This is a genomic window from Vibrio barjaei, assembly GCF_001639065.2.
GTDB classification, from domain to species: domain Bacteria; phylum Pseudomonadota; class Gammaproteobacteria; order Enterobacterales; family Vibrionaceae; genus Vibrio; species Vibrio barjaei.
Window position 1 is genome coordinate 174,538 of record NZ_LQXO02000013.1, and the last position, 21,083, is coordinate 195,620.

Sequence of the window (21,083 nt, forward strand, 5' to 3'; positions counted from 1 at the left end):
TGACTAAATAATCAAATAAGTCGTAAACAGAAAGGGGTCATCAGTGTGTACTGATGACCCCTTTGCTTACCAGTTTATTTCGTCCAGTGCGTTATAAATAAGTTGAGCGCCAAGCGGTGACAAATGAATTCCATCAGCTTGATATAGCGATGCGTAGTCTCTTTCGCATGCATATTGTTCAAACGTTTGGTAGATATCCACGATCTCAAGACCATTCTCTCCGCTGCTATACATTGCCTTCAGCTTTTTGGCGTGTTTTTGACTCAACTGCTTAATGGCACCGCGAATGTTTTCAACGGTGTCCTTACTATTGCCAAACATTGGGAGAGAACCAACTGGGTCGATAGCAGAAGTAACGAGCAAAATGGGTTGGATACCATGATGTTGGGACTGGGCAATCATAGCGTTGAGATTACTGGCAACTACACTGATATCAGTGCCCCAGTTAAGATCGTTCAACCCGCCAAACAACATAACGGCATCTGGAGCTTGGTCTAGAACTTGTGGTTTGAATCTAGATAACATTCCTGTTGTCGTGTCACCGGGAACACCACAGTTGATAAACTCAATATTAGGATGGGCTGTAATGAGTTTATCTGACCAATTTTGATTACTGGCTAGGCCCCATCCAGCCGTCAAGCTGTCACCCAATAGGACGATTTTTTTCACGTATAATTCTCGTATGATCGAAAAAGCCGCTCTATTAAGAGCGGCTTTTGAATAAATTAGATTAGTTGCTGCTGATGTATTCTTTAAAGCGAGCTTTAGTGTCTGCATCTGCCTTGTTGTACCAGAAGATGAGCATCTCTTCAGCAGTATTATCAGCGGCACCACCAGGGACGGCAATTTCTGCATTTGCTGGGTCTGCAGGCAGCGTTGCTGGAAGTGTGACCGCTGCAACTGCCCCAGCCGCAGCGATAGCGGCTACGCCACCTTTGCGGTTGTAATCTTCTGCTTCTCGGTTGTAATCACGGCCGATCTGCATACCATCTTTAATCAGCTTATCTTGAGTGACTGGGATTGCGTTGCCATTAGCGTCAACCAAAGACCATTGAAAGCTATCAATGTCCTTTTTAGCCTGACGTTCATTCTGGTAGGAAGGCACTTCTAGCGTGAGTTCTGTATTGCTAGCATCAAAACGAGCGATGATTGCTTTGCTTGGAACCGTCACACGTTCTTCTCGATTCAAATCAAACAAAGGTTCGAAGCGAAATACAATTTGGTTTACACCATCTGGAAGCGTAGCGGTTTTGCCAGAAGAGAAGAAACCGTTGGATTTTGTCTCGGGGTCTCCAGCATTGACTGATAGTAGATCAACAGAGTCCGGGATTTTGATCGTCACATCAGCAACAGCCATGGTGCTGCAACCAGCGAGTAATGCACAAGCAAGAATCTTAGAAGCTTTCATTTTATTTTATCCTAGCAGAATTATTCTAATAGTTTAGCGTACACTAGATTGCCTATGTTATGGATTGATTGCAATCTTCGCCGCAATACTAATATGGAATTTAATCAAAAAATTACAATGCATGCTTGTCATTGGTGTCGTCGACGATCGGAAATACTGCATCGTAAACCAGATTAAAGAAATAGGCGTAAAATAGAGCCACAATTACGAAGCCCAAGTCAGCTAGCACGGCATCGATTAATGATAGGTTTAAGCTCCATGCCAACAATGGAATAGTCGCGATTAGTAACCCTAACTCGAACAGTAATGCGTGGTAGACACGTTGAGTGGGGGTCTTTTTTGATGTCTCTCGTAAGTAAATCAAAGCTCGATCAAAAGCATAATTGTAAATGTAGTTCCAGACCATCGCGATCAACGACAACGAAAATGCAGTTAACGCTGCGGTTTTTACGTTTGCTCCAAAAACAAACATACAAATTGGTGCTGCAATAAGTAACAGTAATAGCTCGAACAAAATGGTATGTCTCAATCTATCCGCTGGGCTTCTCATTACATTTTTTGAACTCACAATGTGCTCTCCTTCACATCTCATCGAATTACGCAAACTTTATAAAAAAAATATTACATTTTGAAGATCGATCTATTATATTTTCGAATTGGTCGGAGGAGTGATGACTCTAATGCCATATTTTCGTAAGAATATGATCTAAATATACGTTTTCAATAATTTCAATGAATGTGTTGCTCATTGTGGGTGTTATTAATATATATATGAGCGACTATTGTTTGTTCTGAATTGCCAGTTTTGAAAATTACCTATTAACTATGCGGATACTTGGTCTTTTTCCTCAAACTAATATTTAGTAGGATGTCGACTGGTGTTACCTCCACCAAACTGCACTCAATGAGCCTAAATGGTCTCAAAAGAATGGAATCTAAGTGCTACGTACGATTTTCAATAACGCACAGAGATTCCATTTGAACACGCCAAACTTTTCATCGACTTTGATGGCTATATCAATCCTAGCTTTTGCCCCCCATTGCGATGCGAGCGAATCGAAGACTTCAACAGAGACTCAGAACAAGCCCGAAGAATCGGTGGAAACGTCAGATGAACTTCCTGACCGCAAGTTCGCCGCCTTTCCTGTTCCAATTACTGATGATGCACTTGGTCTCGGTCTTGGCGTTAATGCCATGTATCTCCACGACCGAGCCGAAGGCGCGAAAAATCCCTCTACCAGTATGTTTTACGGTCAATACACTGACACGGGTAGTGGCATGGCAATCATAGGACATGAACATGTTTTCGCGCATGATGCGTGGCGTGCGGGTTTCTATGCTGGACACTTTGGCCTCAATTTGAAATACACAGGGCGCGTCGGAATGCAGTTGCCTAAAGCCGCCCAATATTCATCCTATTCCAACTTTGTTTACGCAGAGGTACGTAAGCAAATCATTGATGATCTGTACTTAGGTGTGCAGGGTTTGTGGAGTGGTGGTAACGCGAACCTTAATGAACATACCGATCCAGAAATTAAAAAAGCGTTTGAGCAAGAAATGAGTGGTAGCAATAGCGCGCTTGGGCTACTTATGACCTATGATTCTCGCGATAATATGATGGGGGCGACGCAGGGATTAAACGTTGATTTGAGTACCTTGCACTATTCTAGAGACAAACGAACTGGAAAACGCTTTACCAGGCTGGATGCTGAAATCAGTCAATATTTTCCTATTGGAGATGATGTGCTGGCTTATCGAGTCATGGGTAAGGAAATGTTAGGTGATACGCCAGAATATGAGTTTGTTACTCCTAGTTTACGTGGTGCCGATTGGAATAAATATCGAGGCAGTTCAGTGTACCAAGCTGAAATTGAGTATAGGCATAAGTTCTCCACACTGTGGAGCGGTGTGGCTTTCGCGGGTGCGGCGGTGATTGGTAATCAGGACCGTTACTACACGCACTCAGTTCAGTCTGAAGTTGTGCCGTCGGCTGGCGTCGGTGTTCGTTACTTATTGAATGCCAAGGAGCGGTTTACTGTTGGTGTAGACGCTGCGGTATCAAAGATGGGTAATACCAGCTTTTATATCCGATTTGGAGAAGCTTTCTAGTTGCCATCTCAGCCATTTTATTGATTTATAGCGCAAATAATCGGTACTGGCATTATTGTTTTGGTTTATCCTTGGGTGCAATTTTTGTGCTATTGTTTTACGATAGTGCGCTTGTTAATAATATAGTCAAAGGGTTGGGTATGCTGAACATTGAACAGCTTGTTGCTTTTGTCGCTGCGGCAGAACAAGGCTCATTTTCTGCTGCTGCGAGGCATTTAGGAAAAAGCCAAAGCTCAGTGAGCATTGGTGTCAATAATCTGGAGGTCGATCTTGGGATTACGCTTTTCGATCGCAGTACCAAGTACCCTAAGCTGACGCCGCAAGGTGAGCGAATGTTGTCGCAAGCTAAGGTGCTCTTAAGACAAGCTGAACGAATTCGTAATTATTCGCAAGCTAGCGTTGATAGTGTTGAAGATACACTTAAGATCGCTATTGACCCGTTACTGCCATTCACTTTGTTGGAATCCGCAATTGAGAAAATGTCTCAACGTTTCCCTTTCACACAAGTCGACGTTTCGAGGATCGCAGCTCACAATCTCACCAATGCGATTATCAAAGATGAAGTGGAGCTTGGCTTCAACCTAGCGGCGGATGCGGTACCTGAAGGGTTAGACTTCGTTTCTATCGCTAATGTTGAGTGGGTATGCATTTGTAGTCCGGATTCGATTTTTGCTGACATGCAACAAGTAAGTAATGAAACTCTAATCGGTGAGCGACAAATAGTATGTCGCAGCATGATGCAGAATACCGTACTTCAAGCTCAGGGCGCGTTCTCTCAAGATATTTGGCAAGCTGACGATCAAGAAGACGTGATCAAGCTGGTGGAGCAGGGGATCGGCTGGGCGATAGTGCCTAAAGATTTCACTGTTGAAAAACAAGCGATGGGTACATTGATTGACTTTAGACCTGAATTCCAGCGCTATGAAATGATGAACTCAGCGGATGTACTTTGGAAGTCCAATACGAGGCTAGGGCCTGCTGCTAAGTACTTATGCGAGATGCTTGGTGTCTTCTAAGTAAAATAGCCCCTCAATCGAGGGGCTATTTTTATGCTTGATGAATGTGGACTTGATTACGACCTTTTAATTTAGCCTGCTGCAAGCTCTGAGTCGCTCTGCCAATAATGCCATCTGTGCTATCCCCTGTTGCTGTAACGCCAATGGACACGGTTGCTTTAATCCATTCATCATGGATGTTCAATGGCAGCTTTTCTATCAACTGTCTTAACCATTCAAGCTGCTTTTTGGCATCGACGTTGTCGTTGGCCTCAAATAGCACTGCAAACAGTCCACTTTCATAGCGAGCAATGCAATGCGACTTTGGTTTCGGGAAGCTGCGTTTGATGATGTCTGCGACATACAAAATAATCGTATCTCCGATCATATCGCCATAGTCAGCATTGATTCTTTTTAGTCCATTGATATCGACCAGCGCAAAGTAAGCGCTAGAATTTCTCAATTGCAGGGTCAACTGTGAACGCATGGTGAGTTTGTTATCCAGCCCGGTAAGAGAATCTTTATCGTTAAGGTATTGGAACAGCAGTAAATTTGAAAGGGCGACTTCAGAGAAATCTCGAATAGCCCTTATCACACCATCAAAGGCAAAAAATGCACTCTTAATATACATCACGCCTATCAGAGTATCTCTCTGAAATAGCGGCAAAATATAATGACGTCCATTCACTTGGAGCTTTCTCGCCAAAGCATCATTGTTGCTGTTATATACATAGTTCAATTGACGTGAGGTGAAGATAGATGGCAATGACTGGCATTGATGAATCACTTTGGTATTACCATGAAAATCGACGGTTTTAAAACTCCCAGTCTCTTGCTCGTATAAGCAAAATTGTACGCCTTTATGGAAGATAAAACGGTCAAAAATGGCGCGCAAATCGTGTTTGAAATGGGCAATATCGGGCGCTTGATTAAGCTTTGCTAAGGATTGATTGAGCTGGTAGCTGATGTAGTTAATAGACAAAGCAAGCGACAACAGCGCTAATATCACTAATGCCGTCAATGAAATTTGATAAGACGTAAACAGAATGTCTGCTCGACTTGTCCCAGAAACAAATATCCAGTTCATAGGATTTCTAGCGTCAAACATACTAACTTTGAGTTCGCCATTGTAGTGGTATTCGTAGCTACCTCTTGTTTGTCCATAGGCGATCTTCTGTTCTAGCCCCTTTAGATAGCTGATGGATTCTGTGCCGATTCTTAGAGGGTTAGGGTGGAAAATAAGTCGGCCATTGGTGCCATCGATTACAAAGACATAGCCCTCTTTCAGCGTTTTCATATTTGCCAGATATTGAGTGATATGTTGAGCGTCTACCTCAAACCAAACTTCCAATCTTGGTTGACTAATCTGTTGCTTAATAGCAAATACCCATAACCCATCGAGCTTTTGGTACAAGGTAGACACGGCATATTGATGTGAAAGGGCATCGAAGGAGTGCCATTGAATCGATGACTTTGTTTGCTCGCTAATACCTTCTCCTTGATTATCGACATAAGTTTGAGCGACCGGGTCGAATACACTAATACTTTTATACAGGTATGTGTTGTCTAGTGTTTGTGTAACAAGTGAAGCAAAACGCGGGTCGTCGATATGCTTTTGCAGTAAATCCACTTTTGCAAAGGTCGCTTCAATTTGTGACCAAACCAGTGCCGTTGCCATTTTTACATTGGACTGAGATTGAGATTTCGCGAGTTGAAGAGAATGTTGATATTGCTGATAGGAGATAAAAATAAGCGCTGCAATAAGAGCAAAGGTGAGCGGTTTTAGGGCTCTTAATAGGATTTTCGGCAGAAACATATTGTATTAAACCAATTGAGCATGCCGAGATGGTACTACGTCTTAGAGAAGTGATACAAAACAATTATTTGACGTAAAGTTGGTAGAGATCAATTGATAAAAATAAGAGGTTGAAAAACAACCTCTTATTGACTGATCAATTAACACTGGATCATGAATCTGTTGGAGAGAAATGCAAAATAGCCATCGACATAGGGGCTTGTAAGATTTCGCCTTCAGCATGTCCTACTTCCGACTCTGCAATATGCGTGTCGCAAATGGTCTTCCAAGTCTGATTTCGATCGTTTGGTAAGGTAAAACGAGCGGGTGCTTTGGTTTGGTTAATCAAGTAAACCATCTCATCGCCGTCATCCCCAATACCAATATGTAGAGCGACGCTACTGAGTCGATTCCAATCTTCCATGCTCATTAATTTTCCATCCACGCGGCTCCAGAAGATGCGATTGTCGTTACGCTTCTCACCGCTAAATGCGCGGATGAAAGGCACCATATACTCTTGGCGAGCGGCAAGCATGTCTGCTAGCCATTGCCTGAAGTGCTCTTTCGGTTCGTTTGAGCTCCAGTCTAACCAACTGATCTCGTTGTCTTGGCAATAGGCGTTGTTATTACCTTTTTGGGTGTGTGAGAGGACATCGGCGGTCAAAATATGGGGAATACCAAACGAGAATAGCAGCGTTGCCATAAAGTTACGCTTTTGCTTCTCGCGAGTTGTCAGGATGACTGGGTTATCTGTGTTGCCCTCTGCACCATAGTTGTCTGAGCGATTGTCACCATGTCCATCACGGTTTTGTTCACCATTGGCCTCATTATGCTTGTGCTTGTATGACACCAAGTCTTGCATGGTGAAACCATCATGGTAAGTGATGTAGTTGACGGTCAGTTTATATGGCCAATTTGCCGCACTGTATAGGTCTCGAGAACCCATTAATCGGGTAGCGAACTCTTTCAAGTAACCTTGATCGCCCCGCCAGAAACTCCGCGTAATGTCTCGCAAACGATCATTACACTCATTCCAACCAAATGGGAAGTTACCGACTTGATAACCATTAGGACCGATATCCCATGGCTCTGCAATTAACTTAGTCTGTTTTAATACAGGATCTTGCGCGACAGCTCTAAAGAAGGCAGCGTCACGGTTAAAGTTATCTCCGTTACGACCGAGTGTCGCAGCAAGGTCAAAACGGAAGCCATCGACGTTGAACTCTTGAACCCAATAACGGAGTGTATCCATAACAAGGTTGAGTGCTGGCTGATAATTGAGATCAACCGTGTTTCCGCAACCGGTAAAGTTAGCAAAAAACTCGCCATGACGGAGGTAGAATTTAGAGTCCAAGGCTTTTAGATTGAAGACCGCTCCGTTATCTCCGCCCTCCGCAGTATGGTTGTAGACCACATCAAGAATGACTTCAATACCATGGCGGTGAAGCTCACGAATAGCTGTTTTTAGCTCTAGGACAGCATCTGAATCTGCATAGCGCGGATCTGGTGCCATAAAGACATATGGGTTATAGCCCCAGTAGTTGACCTTATCCATATTGAGCAGATGAGGTTCGTGCATGCAGGCGGCGACAGGGAGCAGTTGTATAGAGTTGATATTTTGTTTCTTATAGAACGCTAGCATCTCTTTGCTGACTAAGCCTAGATATTTGCCTCTATCCTGCGATGGGACTTTATCATTGAGCTTAGTGGAGCCTTTTACATGAGTCTCAAATAGCACCATTTCTTCGCGAGGAATTCTTGGTGGCTCAGTGTCTTGCCAATCGAAGTCGTCAGCAATGACCACACATTTCGGTAATTCGAAGCTCTTTGATGTATCAAAAGGAGGAATATAATGCAGAGCTCTGTCCAACGATTTTGCGTACGGGTCTGATATGAAATGACGCTCTTCACACGTTTCTATGACAAAACCATAACGTTGCCCAGCAGTGACTTCGCTAATGTGGGTATGCCTGACTCCAGCATATTCATTAGGGAGCGGGAACAATTGAATATTATCGTTGTCATCAAAGAGAGCTAATTGGATATCTGGGCAATCTGGAGCATGGATTGCGAAGTTACATCCTCGTTTATCCAGCGTCGCCCCTAATGGATATGGGCTTGATTGATGTTGTGTCATGAGATTTTTTTCTATTTGTTCGTGAATGACATTACTTAACTTTCAATAGTTAATAGCTTTGTAAACATTAGGTCAAGTTAAGATCACAGAATTTTAAATGTAATTTAATTTCAGTTTATTTGGCGTTATTTTGTAAAAAGTGATGTAAGACGTATTTTGTGCGTCAAAACATTACCAAATCCGCTACTCCTCCCCCCTTTTTTTGTGACTTATCCTTAAAAAACACCATACGGTTATTTTTCTCATCCTTTCTCATCCCCCTTAACAATCTTCAGGGTGGAGGACGTATCGCACTTACTACTTGGTTAATCTGACACCGTTCAATCAACTCGGGACCCTAAACCGATAAATATTTCAGACCTAAACGCATCAGTACTGCCTCTGCGGCGTTTTGGAAAATGAAATTGAATATAACGATAAGTTAAACGGAGTTTTCTAATGAAAAAAGTAAGTGTAATTGCTGCTGCAGTGGTGGGTGTGTTGGCTGCTGGTCAAGCGACTGCAAGCGATTTAGAGTTTAATGGCTATATGCGTGCTGGCATTGGCATGAATGCCGCTGGTGGTGCAGCGGCGTCATACGGCAACGGTGGTAGTGGCCACGCTGTTGGTCGTCTAGGTGACGAAGTCGATACTTACGCTGAGATTGCGTTGGGTAAAGGCGTTTATGAGAAGGATAATACTAAGTTTTCTATTCACACGCGCATTTCTTACGCGAGTCAAGAAGGTAACGTAGACCGTCAAGGCAACTCAATGCAACGTGTGGGTGACGGCGGTCCATGGGACAGTGGTAACACTGCACTTCGTGAAGCTTATGCAAAAGGTGATTTTGAAAACTACACAATTTGGGCGGGTAAGCGTTTTTACCAACGCAAAGATATTCACATTTTAGACTTTTACTACTTGAATAATTCTGGTTATGGTGCAGGTTTTGAAAATATCGATACAGGGTTTGGTAATTTCTCTGCTGCAGTAACGATGTCTTCAGAGGATTGGCAGTCAGGTACTTACAAACTAGATGATAGTGGTAACATCGTAACTGATAGCGATGGTAACCCTGTCATTGATGGAGACTACGACGGTGGACTGTCCGGTGATAACTGGCGTCGCTCTTATAAGGCAGACTTCCGTCTATCAGGTATTCAAGCAAACGAAAATGGCTCAATCGACCTAGGTTTCATATATGGTATGCCTAGCTTATCTGACGGACAGAAAGCAAACTTAGATAGCAACCCGGGTTCTATGGCTAACTCAAGCTTAGCTGAGCAAAATGGTATGTTGTTTACTTTTGAACATACTCAAGGCAATTTTTTCGGTGGATTCAATAAGTTCATTGTTCAATATGGTACCGATGGCCTCGCAGTAGGTGGTTTTGATAATCATGCTGGTGAAGGCATGAGCGCGCAAAAAGGTAAAGGATATCGCTTTATTGATTGGGGTGTAATTGAGCAAGAGAAATGGAACATGGGTTACTCGTTCATCTATGGTTCAAAAGATATTGATGAGGCAGCAACACCTTGGATTTCTACTGGTAAAACAGACTTCTACAACGCCGTTGTTCGCCCTGGCTATAAATGGAACGACCATTTAGCCACTGTTTTAGAGCTGGGCTATGCAAATGAGCGTACTGAAGGTAACGATTGGCAAGACCTAACAAAAGTGACACTTGCTCAAGAGTGGAATGCGGGGTCTAACTTCTGGGCTCGTCCATCAATCCGTGCATACGTATCTCATTATTCTGGTGATAAAGTAGATGTCGATAATAACGGCAACAAAGCAGAAACTATGGTTGGCGTACAAGTTGAAGCTTGGTGGTAATAAGTACCGATTAAGCTAAAACAAACAACACAGCCAGATAGTTCTGGCTGTGTTTATTATTTCAAAGTTGGAGGTTATTCATGAAATTTTGGTGGTTACCAATTTTAACAACTGTTGCTATTGCTGGTTGTTCTAATACGCAAGTAGTATCGAGTGCTGTGGATGCCAGTCAACAAGTTGTTACTAATGCTGAAAATGTAAGCTGGAAAAAAGCAAAATTACCTGTCGATATCGAAGCTGTAATAAACAAAGATACACAGCTTCTTTTGAGTGACTTTAGCGATGGACCTGTATTTGGACTTGAAGTAGATGGCTCAAGAGGCAGCTTAGATATTGTTGTTGAGAGCCTAGTACAAGATGAAAAATCTCTTTATGCCCCTTCAGTTAGAATCACAGATAACTTTGGCAATACACTAGTAGACCAGAGTTTTAATAATGCGGTTTACGTTCAATCAAGTGCGCTAGAACCGAATAAATTCGTTCAGAAAGTCAATGTCATTCCTAAGCTCGGTTCAGATAAATTACATATTCTGGTTTATACAACAAAATCTGATCTAGCGGAAACCTCTATGGTAAAGCATCCTGCAAAAATCTTTGCCGAAGCAAAAAGTACAGTACCGCCAGAAATAGCAGATCCAACAGTCGATCATAGTTTATATGGACTAATTAGAGTCGAAGTATCCGCTAACGACATGGTCACCAAGCGTGCAGTTCAAGAGCAGGAATATGTCCCTGAAGCTGCAACGAGTGAAGAATATTACCTCGGAGCGATCCAAAAAGCCGTTGCCGAGGACAACATCCCTAAAGCTCTGAGCCTGCTAGATGAAGCGAAAGCTCTTAACGTCGAAGGTGCTCAGGAAACGTTTGTTAAAGCAATTAACAGCCGTAAGTAAGATAACTTAGAATTTACCCCGTCTCGAATCATTCTGCTCGGTATAGGAAGTGGCAATGGTTCGAGGCTTTTTCTCTAAACAGATATTCAGCCAACGTCATTTCTCCAAACTAAGTTGTAAAAGCGTGTAATAGATCGCCTATATCACTTAATTAATCTCCCTTCCTGCCGTTACTATATAGAGTAACCGTTACCCAAAAAGCTATTAATCAATGTCGACACTTTCTATTGCAATAGGTGCAACCAGTCTTTCGCTCATCTTGGCATTTATCTGGATGTTCTCGTTATCCTTGAGACGCAAGAGGATGGAGCAAGAGCGTCTTGAGCGTGAAGCTGCCTACCGACGTGCTATTGAAAAAGCGCGTCAACAAGAAAGGCAAGAGCGTGTTTATAAAGCGGAAACGGGCCATGTACCTACAATTTTGTATTTAGCGAAAGAAGCCGAACGCAAGAATGTGAAAGAAGCGCTGTATTGGTACCATAAAGGTGCGCAGTTGGATAACGTCACGGCGATGTACGGCATTGTTCGTCTCAGTGATAAAAAGCGCGAAGACTTGGTATTACGTGAGCAAGCAAACTATTGGCGCCTTTGTATTGCTGGTAGTGAAGGGGATTCTCATGCCAAATTTGAAGCCGCTAAGGCTTTAATTTATGGGCGAGGTACCGAGCGCAATATTCCCAAAGGTGTCTCTACCATCCAAGAAGTTGCTGAAGAAGGAAATTTAGAGGCCATTCTCTATATGGGCGACTGGAGTATTTCTCCTGATAACCCAACACCATCGCCTAAACAATCGACTCTTTGGTTTGAAAAAGCCGCGGAAAAGCAAAGTGAAGAGGGCATGACCAAACTGGGTCTGAATTACCTAAATGGTGTTGGTGTTGAACAAAATACTGACAGAGCTTGCTATTGGTTAGAACGTGCGGCTGAGAAAGGCAATGTGGAAGCTATGTATTATGCAGGTGAAGCATGGCGAGACATTAAGCCTAATGGCGCTGCTATCGCTTATATTTGGCTTTTCATGTCCGCCTATTTAGGTTATGAGGCTGCAAAATCAGCAAGAGACTCGGTGGGTTCGACATTAGGAGTGGATTCCGTCGTGGGACTTCAATCGTTAGCAAAACCCGTCATTAAAAAACTTCAGTTTGGGCCGATGGTGAAACATTCGCTAATCAAGGCATTAAACAAGCTCTATAAAAGAGAATTACCTCTTTTTGCACTTGAAGATGCAGACACTTTGAATAAAGAGCAGCCAAATACGGAATCTTCAGAGAGTCAGCAAACGACCTCCGATAATGACACCTCAATGCAAGTGAATGAATCTGATTACAATTACTCCAACTATCACACATCTTACTCCAATCAGTAATCGTATTTATGGTATGAATTCATCGTTAATGATTAATGTGGTTTCATTTATGATTAATTTGAATCAAAAATAGGTGTATAATCTATTTTTGTTATCGATTTGAGAATATTTTGTTCCGTAAATTAGCTTGTGGTTCAATTATGATGTGATTCTCATCACTTCAAACTCTACTTTGACATTCCTCTGACAAAAATGATGCTCAACAAAATATGCTGAGCTCAGTTTTAGTGTGGCGTCTAAGGATGCTTGGCAGTGGCCTAAACGCTCGCACGTTAAATTAATGCCTTTTGGCATTCCTGTTCTATACGGAGCTTTTCATGAAAACTTTTAAAATGACATTAGCGGCGGCACTTGTTGCTGCTGTAGCCCTTCCTGCAAGCGCAAACTACGTTGACGTTCGTGGTGCTTACAAAACAGAAGCTAAAACTTACGAAACTCGTGTACGTGCTGGTTTTGACTTTGCAGAAGATTGGCAAATCCACCTTGAAGGTACTCAAGCTCAAGGTGATAAACTGTTTAGCAATTCTGGTAAAAGCGTTGCTGCATTCGAAACAGAACTAAACTACAACTGGGCAATTAACGATAACTTCACGTTAACTCCTGGTTTCGTATACTGGAACGGTTCTGACCACATGGAATACCGTCCATACCTAAAAGCAACGTATGCTGAAGGCAACTTCTATACTGCAGCTCGTTACCGTTATCAAGCAGCGTCTAGCAGCACAAACTCAAATGAAAAAACAAACGACACTAACCAAGTCGACCTATGGGTTGGTTATAACCTAAACGACTTCGCACTTGAGTATAACCCTGCTTACATCAACCAAAAAGACGGTGGTGCATACACAGGTAATGGTACTGATAAATCAGATACTAAGTGGGAACACACATTCCAAGTTAAGTACACTGGCTTTGAAACATGGGCTCCATACGTAGATTATCAGATCCTTGATAAGACATATGGTGCTAGAAACAACGGTGTATTTGAAACTAAAACAGAAAACCGCATCCGTGCAGGTGTAACGTTTAACTTCTAATCGTTATCGAATACATAGTCGCTTGGCGACAAACCGAATTGAAAAGGCAGCACATAGTGCTGCCTTTTTTAATTTTTATAACCCGCCTTTGTTTAACTCTCTTTCAGATGATGTACCATCTGCTGTCTTAACCATGTAATGGCAGAGTTATGGCTCATTTTACTTGGCCAAACCATATAGGAATCAAAGGTTTTAGTTTCAAATGGGAAAGGAAAAGTTTGCAGTTGAAATATATCACTGTATTGCTCCGCAACAGATAAAGGTATGACCGCAATCGCTTGTGAATTGGATACTGAAGGAAGCATTCCAAGCAATGAAGAGTGTTGGCTAAATACTTTTCGTGGTGGCAATACTTCGCTGACCAACCATTCCACAAATGTGAGATTGTGGCGCCTGATATTCAGTAGAACATGACTTTCGGTCATATAGTTGGATTTATCGAATTTACCTTGCTGTATGCGTGGATGATTCTTACTGGCGACGCATGTTAGCCCTTCACTGTGCAGTAATTCTGATTGAAATACTTTGCTGTCTGATGGCGACACATCAATAACTAGATCCACTTTCTCCATCTGAAGATCTTCGTAGATTCTGGCATCTTTGGGAGGTAGTTCTTTTAAGATGATCTCGATATTTGGATAGGTAGTACAGACATGGAGACGTTTCTGAAGCCTTAACATAGCGGCTTCATGACAATATACGACGAATGTGCGTTGTGTTTTCTTTGGGTCAAATGCTTCTAGACCTTGAATCACTTTCTCTATACTCATGATATGGTCATGGGTCTGCTCGTAAAGTTCTTTGGCATAGCGTGTCGGTTTGATGCCTCGTCCTGTTCTCGAGAATAGTTCTTTGCCAACATTTTCTTTAAGGCGTGTCAGCGCATTGCTCACTGCAGATTGAGTCAGGTCGAGCTGCTCTGCTGACTTAGTCACAGATTCTGTTTCGTAAGTAGAAATAAACACTCGCAGTAAGTTTAGGTCAAACTTCTTGTTGGGTTTGCTTTCTAGCTTTTTATTGTCCATAGCAACGTCCTGTGTCGTTGTCTGTTAATCGAGAGTTTTCTTGAATCTAAAGGCGGCAACAATAAGACCGACGACGGTAAATCCAGCCAGCCAGACGGTATCACGCCATACGTCAGATAAATCAGCGCCACGCAAAATAATGCCGCGTATCATGCGCATAAAGTGTGTGGCCGGTAAAGCTTCTGCGACCCATTGAGCTGCGTTTGGCATCGCTTCATAAGGAAACATAAACCCAGAGAGCAAGATGGAAGGCAGCAAGATAAACACGGTCATTTGCATGGCTTGTAACTGGGTCTGCGCGATGGTTGAAATCACTAAGCCCAAAGTTAAGCTAGCGGCAATAAATAGCAAACTTCCCATCAGAATTTGACTCACTTGACCGTTTATGGGAACGCTGAATATCGCCCAACCTAGACCTAAAATAATGAAGATCTGAATTAGGCCGATAAAGATATAAGGGACTATCTTGCCGATCATAAGCTCAAGGGAATGAATGGGGGTAGTGATCAATAATTCCAAATTACCTCGTTCGCGTTCTCGCACGATGGCTGCGCTAGTAAACAAAATCATCGTCATTGTCAGTATCACCCCTAAGAGTCCAGGAACAATATTCACTGCGGATCGGCGACTTGGATTATAAAGTAGGGTTGCTTCGAAGGTTTTTGGAGAGCTTGGCTGGTAGCCTGCAATCGCAAACTCTTTGATAGGCATGTTTTGCAATCCCAAAAGCGCAGAACTGATCATAGTATCGGAACCGTCGACCAACCATTGGCCTAGCGTCTGCTTATGAGTAATACGTTGGGTTAGGTTGTTAGGTAAGATTAACGCCGCACGTACCACACCCTCACGAATGGCAACCTCTGCTTCCTCAACTGTTGGATATTGAGCTTTAACGGTGACCACCTGCGTGACCTTGACGGCTTCAACAATGATTCGCCCTGGGGCTGATTGGCTTTGGTCAACGATCGCAATCGGAATATTCCTCACGTCAGTATTCATGGCAAATCCAAATAGAATAAGCTGAATGAGCGGAATCATGACTACCATCCCAAACGTAATGCGATCCCTTGAGAGCTGACGAACTTCTTTGACCATGATGGCGCTCATACGCGTTAAGCTTTTCATTGTCTGCCCTTACCTGTGACGGAAACAAAGACATCTTCTAAACTTGGTCTTGCAGGTGTAAGCTCAGCCTGAGCTAAATCAGGGAAGCGTGTTTTAAGCCATAAGATGGGGTCAGCGACGGATTGATAGATAAGTACTCGTAAGCGAATCCCTAACTGAGCAGCAGATCGAACCTCTTTACAAGCGATGAGCTTTTCCTTCAATGCTCGTAATTGGGGCGCTCGCACTTCTATGATATTAACCCCCATATTATTCATTAGCACTTCTGGCTCATCATCCGCGCGCATTTCTCCCGCTTCCATAATAGCCAATCGATGACAGCGCTCTGCTTCATCCATATAGTGTGTGGTGACGAGGATAGTGGTGCCTTGATCACTTAGATCAAACAACTGCTCCCAAAATTCTCGACGATTCTCAGGATCCACGGCTGAAGTCGGCTCATCCAAAAACAGCAGTTCGGGTTTGTGCATGGTCGCTGCAGCAAGGGATAAACGCTGCTTTTGACCGCCACTCATACCACTGACTCGTTGCTTCTTGAGGTTGGAAAGACCGTAGATGCTCAGTTGCTCTTCTATGCGACTATTACAAAAAGAGCGGTTCATTCCGAATATTTGCCCAATGAACTGCAAGTTCTCTTGTACGGAAAGGTCGTCATACAGAGAGAATTTTTGAGTCATATAACCAATCTTTAGCCTTAGTTGTTCTGACTGTTGGGGAATATCCAGTCCCAAAACATTAACGGTCCCCTCGGTAGGACTAAGCAGACCTGTTAGCATGCGAATAGTGGTCGATTTTCCGCAACCATTGGGCCCAAGAAATCCATAAATACTGCCTTTGGGAACCGATAAGTTAATACCATTGATGGCAGTAAAGTCACCGAACTTTTTGGTGATATTGGTTGCTGTAACGGCAATCTCGCTCATCTACTTCAGCCCCGCTAAGTCAACTTGAGCTGGTACTCCGGTAGGAAGCGTTTGAGCACTGTCGGGTAAGTCTATTTCTGCCAGATACATCAAGCGTGAGCGCTCATCTTCTGTAAGAGCGTAATAGGGGGTGAACGACGGATCGGATGAGACCCAACGAACTTTGCCTGTCAGTATTTGATCTAACCCGTCCACATGAACAGGCACTTCAATACCTGGAACGAACTTCACCCTGGCTGATGAAGGAACATAGACACGCGCATAAGGCACTCGGTCTGCAAGCACCACGGCAACAAAGGAACCTGTGGCAACTCGTTCGCCAAGATTGTATGGCAGGTTATCAAGTACGCCATCACGCGTCGCGACGATAGTGAGCTCATCCAATTGCTGGGTTTGCAAGGCAACATCGGCCGTGGCAGCAGCCAAGGCAGCTTCTGCCTGAGTGATATCTTCGGGGCGTGTACCGGCAGTTAACTTTGAGAACTCCTCTGTTGCAGAGTTTAGCTCCGCTCTTGCGGAGTCGCGGTTCGCCAGCGCTTGGTCCTTTTGCGATTGACTTGCAAGCTTCTTGCGCACTAACTCTTCTGCTCGAGAGTAGCTCTTTTCAGCCTCGATCAATCGAGCTTGGGCCATGTCTACTTTAGCTTGCGCAGCGGCGATGTCTTCAGGTCGTTCGCCATTGGTCAGACGAAGTAAGTAAGCACTGGCTTTGGCTTCTTCTGCTATCGAATGAGCCAATACAGCTTCTTGCCGTTTGGTGTCTAAACGAACTAGAACATCTCCTGTTTTTACCATACTCCCTTCACGAATAGGCAACTCACGAATGATCTCATTCGCGGTAGAAGAAAATGTAATGCGGTCTCGCTCAAGTGTACCTAGTGCTTTGCCATTGTCGTCACTTTGGCATCCCACCAGAGAAAACAAGATAGAGAAAACAATGAACAACGACCGTTTCATAGAAAACCCTCAAATATCACTTATATAGTCAATATTAGAAGTCAGTTGATTATTTTCTAGCTAATTTTCATAAAGTTATGAAGTCAAGACGTTTTAGATATTGGTATTCGTTGAGAGTTGAGATAGTGATTAATTTCAACGAGCGCCTGACAAGGGGAAAGGAGTAGAGTCTGATCATTTCTCGGCGCGGATCTTTTTAACTAGTTGTTAAACTTAGCATATAGTTTTTATTGATTGTTTGACACAAAGTCACGTCCTGACATTTCCTTGAACTTTCTGACTAGTACCTGTCATCTGTATTCCGTAAATTAACGCTTAGTTCAACAAAATCAAGCAATACAGTGAACTTGGTTTGTAGGGGTATTCTGCAACAGTCACGGATAAGACAGCATCAAATATGAAAGACCAACTAACGATTTCAATTTCAACCATTAACGGTTCCAAGCACTGGCAATTGAGCAAATCGATGCGCCGTAGCCTAAAGAGCTTGCTCGGGATCAGTGTGGCGGTGGTGTTTGGTGGTGCTCTGCTTATTCAACACCTATATCAAGTTGTGGATTACGCTCAACTTAAACAAAAAGAGCTTGCCAGTGAGTCGCAAACATTGGGTGATGAACTTGCGAATTTACAAGATCTGAAACAAACCTTAGAGAACGACCTATCTGATAGAGAAGAGCGCATCGCACTAGTTTCTGAGCGTCTCTCTGATTTAGAGAAAGTTTTAGGTGTGTCTGATCATGGTGGGGATGGTGAATTGGAATTGCGTTTAGACGCAGCAGCTATTCATTCCAATATCCGAATGGTGATGTTAACGCAGATCCCAAGTGGCTCGCCTGTTGGGAAACATCGTATGTCCTCTCAGTTTGGTAAACGAACGCACCCTGTGACCAAGAAAGTCAAAATGCATCGAGGATTAGATTTTGCTGTGAATACAGGGACACCGATATATGCCCCTGCCGACGGTGTGGTTGAAGTAACGAGACGCAGTAACAAAGGTTCTGGCAACTTTCTTCGCTTGCAACATTCATTCGGATTTTCAAGCTCTTACTCGCACCTTAAGGGCTTTAAAGTGAAAAATGGTCAGTTTGTTCGTAAAGGGGATTTGATTGCTATTTCGGGCAATACAGGCCTGTCATCCGGACCACATTTACATTATGAAGTTCGCTTTGTTGGGCGAGCGTTAAACCCTAGGCCTTTTGTGGAGTGGGGTGTACATGAATTTGAAGATATCTTTAAAAAGGAACGAGGAATACGATGGGAATCTTTAGTAAAAACAGTGGAACAAAGAGTCGCTCAGCAGCTGCAACTCTCATCGCCAAAGGCTGTGCTATTAGCGGAAAACTCAAATTAGAAAGTGATATTCAAGTCGATGGAATCGTCGATGGACAAGTTAATGTTGAAGGCTCACTAGTCGTTGCAGAGTCGGGGCGTGTTAAGGGTGAGATATTTGCTAAGCAGCTAATTGTTAACGGCATTGTTGAAGGTAATTGTCACGCAGAACATATTCAAATACTCGCTAATGGCCGGGTCAAAGGCAAAGTGTGGAGTAACAACTTAAGTATTGAGCCGGGCGGTAAATTCTTTGGTGAAACGGCTGAGTTTCCAGATCACGAGGTGGTAAATCTAAAAACCAAGGAACCTTCGAATGGAAATACCGCGCTCAAGCAGGCCAAAAAGCCCGAACTCAAATCTGAAGCTAAAAAAACGGCTTAAATAAGAGCAAAGGATAGGCACAGGATATTCGCTGTGCCTCCACACAGATTCAATAAAAATTAACTAGTGTTCTGTTCTTTTTCTTTCTTTATCTTCTTTGTATCCGAGTGTTCTAATGTGTTCACCGTGAATTGTGTTTTTCATGAGAGTCCACAAAGCGGCTAAAAATCGTTTATGCAGTTCGTGGTGACGAATGTACTTTATGTGTACATAAAGGTATATCGCGATAAATGCGGCAAGTGCCAAAATGACACCAGAAGTTTCATATAAAGAAAGTAAATTCATACAGTAGGCCTTTTAAAAGTAGAATAGGTTATTTAGCCAAATGGTTCATCCATGCTCGACTTTTGAAGCGATATAGGCACGCGAACCATTTGAACACGGCCTCAAAGAAGAAAGAGATAAACACAATGTCCGCGGGTAGTTTGAGATAGACGGCCAGGAATGCTGCAATAGGCAGACCAAAGCACCATTGGGTCAGTAAGTCTTGATACAAGCAAAATTTGACGTCGCCACCGGCTCTAAGAACACCAACAACCATCACTGTTGGTATTGAACGCAAAACAATGCCAAAACACAAAATCAAGAAGAAGCTCTCAGCCAGTGCGATTGATTCAGGTGTAAGTGCACTAAACAAACTAAGAATTGAGTCTTTTTGAGAATATAGAGTGACTGAAACAATAAGAGTGGCGATAGTTGCTATCACTGCGAAAAATGCGGCTTGATAGTAAGCTCTGTCATACTCTTTCGCGCCTAGATTATTACCCACAACTACAGCGGAAGCATTCGCTACTCCCACTAAAAGACTCAAGGAAAAGGCTTCGATAGGGGAAATGATGGAAAGCACCACTAAGCCTTCCGTTCCTGTTTGTCCCATGATGGCGGTATAAATAAACACACCTATTGCCCATAGCAAAAAGTTAACAGTTGTAGGAATACTGAGTGACAGGAAGTGTTTTAATTCTGATAGCGTCAGGGATTTAAAGAACCCACTAACCTTCAGTGCCAAGACACTGTCGCGTTTGTGTAAGAACAGCCATAACAAAATTGATTCGCACAGTGCTGCTAGTGTTGTCCCTAGAGCAGCGCCTTTCAGTCCAAGCTCTGGCAAACCAACGTAACCAAAAATCAGCAACCAATTAAACAGAATATTTAATACGATACCTAATGCACTAAAGAGAGTGGCGGTCGATGCTTGATGTATAGAACGTAAGCCAGCTGCGATACTTGTCTGGTACGCCATGAACAATAGGCTGGGAGCTGCAAAAAGTAGGTAGGTGTTGGCAAGCTGAGAAAGAGCGATCTCATCACTGGCGATGCCAATAACATTCATCCCCTTAAGGTACAGAATTAAGATTGAACCGACAGCAGCTAAACTGGTCATGAGCCAAGTTAAGGAGATACTACGCACTAACCCTTTGTTATCATTTGCACCAAAGTATTGTGCGGCGAGCATTGCCCCTCCGGTAGAGATTCCAGAGAGCAGTATGGTTGCTACGAACAAAATTTTCGTGGCGATACCGGCAGCGGCAACATCAAATTCAGTAAGTTGACCAAGCATAAGGACGTCAATAACCCCTTTACTTGAAAACAAAATGGTCTGCAGAGTAATAGGCAGCGCAGTTGTCCAGAGGCTTTTGAGCATGGAAAAGTCCAAATAGCTCAACGGTGATGGAGTCTTGGCTGCGTCTTGGTATGAACTCATGTTTTTTTACTTCACAAATTAACGTAAAAGTTGCCGTTATTATGAACGGGAGTGATGTATTATTAAAATCACATTTGATG

At 43.2% G+C, this 21,083-nt stretch carries 18 protein-coding genes; 8 read left to right on the top strand and 10 right to left on the bottom strand.

Annotated features, from left to right (window positions below; genetic code table 11):
- Positions 1–66 precede the first annotated feature (66 nt).
- The 3 genes from AWH66_RS09090 to AWH66_RS09100 all read right to left on the bottom strand — a co-directional run bounded on the left by AWH66_RS09090 (position 67) and on the right by AWH66_RS09100 (position 1,976).
- On the bottom strand, positions 67–669 hold the full coding sequence (locus tag AWH66_RS09090) for an SGNH/GDSL hydrolase family protein (protein ID WP_063604777.1): 603 nt from the start codon (positions 667–669) through the stop codon (positions 67–69).
- Positions 670–730: 61 nt separating this feature from the next.
- Positions 731–1,408, bottom strand: a complete 678-nt coding sequence (locus tag AWH66_RS09095) for a DUF2057 family protein (protein ID WP_063604778.1) — start codon at positions 1,406–1,408, stop codon at positions 731–733.
- A 112-nt stretch (positions 1,409–1,520) separates the two neighbouring features.
- Positions 1,521–1,976 carry a PACE efflux transporter gene (locus AWH66_RS09100; protein ID WP_063604779.1) on the bottom strand — a complete coding sequence of 152 codons (456 nt, stop codon included), beginning with the start codon at positions 1,974–1,976 and terminating at the stop codon, positions 1,521–1,523.
- Between the two features lie 371 nt (positions 1,977–2,347).
- On the opposite strand from AWH66_RS09100, the gene AWH66_RS09105 reads away from it, so the two are divergent.
- Both AWH66_RS09105 and AWH66_RS09110 read left to right on the top strand, forming a co-directional pair.
- Positions 2,348–3,517: a BamA/TamA family outer membrane protein gene (locus tag AWH66_RS09105; RefSeq protein WP_063604780.1), complete on the top strand. Its 1,170-nt coding sequence runs from the start codon at positions 2,348–2,350 to the stop codon at positions 3,515–3,517.
- Between the two features lie 140 nt (positions 3,518–3,657).
- A complete protein-coding gene (locus tag AWH66_RS09110) occupies positions 3,658–4,533 on the top strand; it encodes a LysR family transcriptional regulator (protein WP_063605148.1) in 876 nt (291 codons plus the stop codon).
- Positions 4,534–4,564: 31 nt separating this feature from the next.
- On the opposite strand, the gene AWH66_RS26345 is transcribed toward AWH66_RS09110, so the two are convergent.
- Positions 4,565–6,328 carry a sensor domain-containing diguanylate cyclase gene (locus AWH66_RS26345; RefSeq protein ID WP_063604781.1) on the bottom strand — a complete coding sequence of 588 codons (1,764 nt, stop codon included), beginning with the start codon at positions 6,326–6,328 and terminating at the stop codon, positions 4,565–4,567.
- 151 nt (positions 6,329–6,479) lie between these two features.
- Positions 6,480–8,444, bottom strand: coding sequence for a glycogen debranching protein GlgX (gene glgX / locus AWH66_RS09120; RefSeq protein WP_063604782.1), 1,965 nt, complete (start codon positions 8,442–8,444; stop codon positions 6,480–6,482).
- 438 nt (positions 8,445–8,882) lie between these two features.
- On the opposite strand from glgX, the gene AWH66_RS09125 reads away from it, so the two are divergent.
- The 4 genes from AWH66_RS09125 to AWH66_RS09140 all read left to right on the top strand — a co-directional run bounded on the left by AWH66_RS09125 (position 8,883) and on the right by AWH66_RS09140 (position 13,555).
- A complete protein-coding gene (locus tag AWH66_RS09125) occupies positions 8,883–10,259 on the top strand; it encodes a maltoporin (RefSeq protein WP_063604783.1) in 1,377 nt (458 codons plus the stop codon).
- Between the two features lie 80 nt (positions 10,260–10,339).
- Entirely contained in the window at positions 10,340–11,152 is an 813-nt protein-coding gene (locus tag AWH66_RS09130) for a MalM family protein (RefSeq protein ID WP_063604784.1), read from the top strand.
- 211 nt (positions 11,153–11,363) lie between these two features.
- Entirely contained in the window at positions 11,364–12,518 is a 1,155-nt protein-coding gene (locus AWH66_RS09135; protein ID WP_063604785.1) for a tetratricopeptide repeat protein, read from the top strand.
- A gap of 317 nt (positions 12,519–12,835) precedes the next feature.
- Positions 12,836–13,555 (top strand): oligogalacturonate-specific porin KdgM family protein, encoded by a 720-nt coding sequence (locus tag AWH66_RS09140; RefSeq protein ID WP_063604786.1) that lies wholly within the window; start codon positions 12,836–12,838, stop codon positions 13,553–13,555.
- Between the two features lie 92 nt (positions 13,556–13,647).
- On the opposite strand, the gene AWH66_RS09145 is transcribed toward AWH66_RS09140, so the two are convergent.
- The 4 genes from AWH66_RS09145 to AWH66_RS09160 are packed head-to-tail and all read right to left on the bottom strand — an operon-like array spanning position 13,648 to position 17,585.
- Positions 13,648–14,580 (bottom strand): LysR family transcriptional regulator, encoded by a 933-nt coding sequence (locus tag AWH66_RS09145; protein WP_063604787.1) that lies wholly within the window; start codon positions 14,578–14,580, stop codon positions 13,648–13,650.
- A 24-nt stretch (positions 14,581–14,604) separates the two neighbouring features.
- A complete protein-coding gene (locus tag AWH66_RS09150) occupies positions 14,605–15,705 on the bottom strand; it encodes an ABC transporter permease (RefSeq protein WP_063604788.1) in 1,101 nt (366 codons plus the stop codon).
- The gene (locus AWH66_RS09155; RefSeq protein ID WP_063604789.1) at positions 15,702–16,628 is read right to left on the bottom strand and encodes an ABC transporter ATP-binding protein; all 927 of its coding nucleotides are present in this window, start codon (positions 16,626–16,628) and stop codon (positions 15,702–15,704) included. The genes AWH66_RS09150 and AWH66_RS09155 overlap by 4 nt, the downstream gene beginning before the upstream one ends.
- Positions 16,629–17,585 carry an HlyD family secretion protein gene (locus AWH66_RS09160; protein WP_063604790.1) on the bottom strand — a complete coding sequence of 319 codons (957 nt, stop codon included), beginning with the start codon at positions 17,583–17,585 and terminating at the stop codon, positions 16,629–16,631. It lies immediately after the preceding gene.
- Between the two features lie 397 nt (positions 17,586–17,982).
- Between AWH66_RS09160 and AWH66_RS09165 the strand changes: the two genes are divergently transcribed.
- Positions 17,983–18,936 carry a M23 family metallopeptidase gene (locus tag AWH66_RS09165; protein ID WP_063604791.1) on the top strand — a complete coding sequence of 318 codons (954 nt, stop codon included), beginning with the start codon at positions 17,983–17,985 and terminating at the stop codon, positions 18,934–18,936.
- On the top strand, positions 18,840–19,298 hold the full coding sequence (locus AWH66_RS09170) for a bactofilin family protein (protein ID WP_063604792.1): 459 nt from the start codon (positions 18,840–18,842) through the stop codon (positions 19,296–19,298). The genes AWH66_RS09165 and AWH66_RS09170 overlap by 97 nt, the downstream gene beginning before the upstream one ends.
- A 313-nt stretch (positions 19,299–19,611) precedes the next feature.
- Here AWH66_RS09170 and AWH66_RS09180 read toward each other — a convergent pair whose 3' ends face one another.
- On the bottom strand, positions 19,612–21,003 hold the full coding sequence (locus AWH66_RS09180; protein WP_083399990.1) for an MATE family efflux transporter: 1,392 nt from the start codon (positions 21,001–21,003) through the stop codon (positions 19,612–19,614).
- Between the last annotated feature and the right edge of the window lie 80 nt (positions 21,004–21,083).

Coding starts and splice junctions, on each gene's coding strand:
- AWH66_RS09095 (WP_063604778.1), bottom strand. CDS start 1,408: ATGAAAGCTTCTAAGATTCTTGCTTGTGCATTACTCGCTGGTTGCAGC.
- AWH66_RS09110 (WP_063605148.1), top strand. CDS start 3,658: ATGCTGAACATTGAACAGCTTGTTGCTTTTGTCGCTGCGGCAGAACAA.
- AWH66_RS26345 (WP_063604781.1), bottom strand. CDS start 6,328: ATGTTTCTGCCGAAAATCCTATTAAGAGCCCTAAAACCGCTCACCTTT.
- glgX (WP_063604782.1), bottom strand. CDS start 8,444: ATGACACAACATCAATCAAGCCCATATCCATTAGGGGCGACGCTGGAT.
- AWH66_RS09125 (WP_063604783.1), top strand. CDS start 8,883: ATGAAAAAAGTAAGTGTAATTGCTGCTGCAGTGGTGGGTGTGTTGGCT.
- AWH66_RS09130 (WP_063604784.1), top strand. CDS start 10,340: ATGAAATTTTGGTGGTTACCAATTTTAACAACTGTTGCTATTGCTGGT.
- AWH66_RS09135 (WP_063604785.1), top strand. CDS start 11,364: ATGTCGACACTTTCTATTGCAATAGGTGCAACCAGTCTTTCGCTCATC.
- AWH66_RS09140 (WP_063604786.1), top strand. CDS start 12,836: ATGAAAACTTTTAAAATGACATTAGCGGCGGCACTTGTTGCTGCTGTA.
- AWH66_RS09145 (WP_063604787.1), bottom strand. CDS start 14,580: ATGGACAATAAAAAGCTAGAAAGCAAACCCAACAAGAAGTTTGACCTA.
- AWH66_RS09150 (WP_063604788.1), bottom strand. CDS start 15,705: ATGAAAAGCTTAACGCGTATGAGCGCCATCATGGTCAAAGAAGTTCGT.
- AWH66_RS09155 (WP_063604789.1), bottom strand. CDS start 16,628: ATGAGCGAGATTGCCGTTACAGCAACCAATATCACCAAAAAGTTCGGT.
- AWH66_RS09160 (WP_063604790.1), bottom strand. CDS start 17,585: ATGAAACGGTCGTTGTTCATTGTTTTCTCTATCTTGTTTTCTCTGGTG.
- AWH66_RS09165 (WP_063604791.1), top strand. CDS start 17,983: ATGAAAGACCAACTAACGATTTCAATTTCAACCATTAACGGTTCCAAG.
- AWH66_RS09170 (WP_063604792.1), top strand. CDS start 18,840: ATGGGAATCTTTAGTAAAAACAGTGGAACAAAGAGTCGCTCAGCAGCT.
- AWH66_RS09180 (WP_083399990.1), bottom strand. CDS start 21,003: ATGAGTTCATACCAAGACGCAGCCAAGACTCCATCACCGTTGAGCTAT.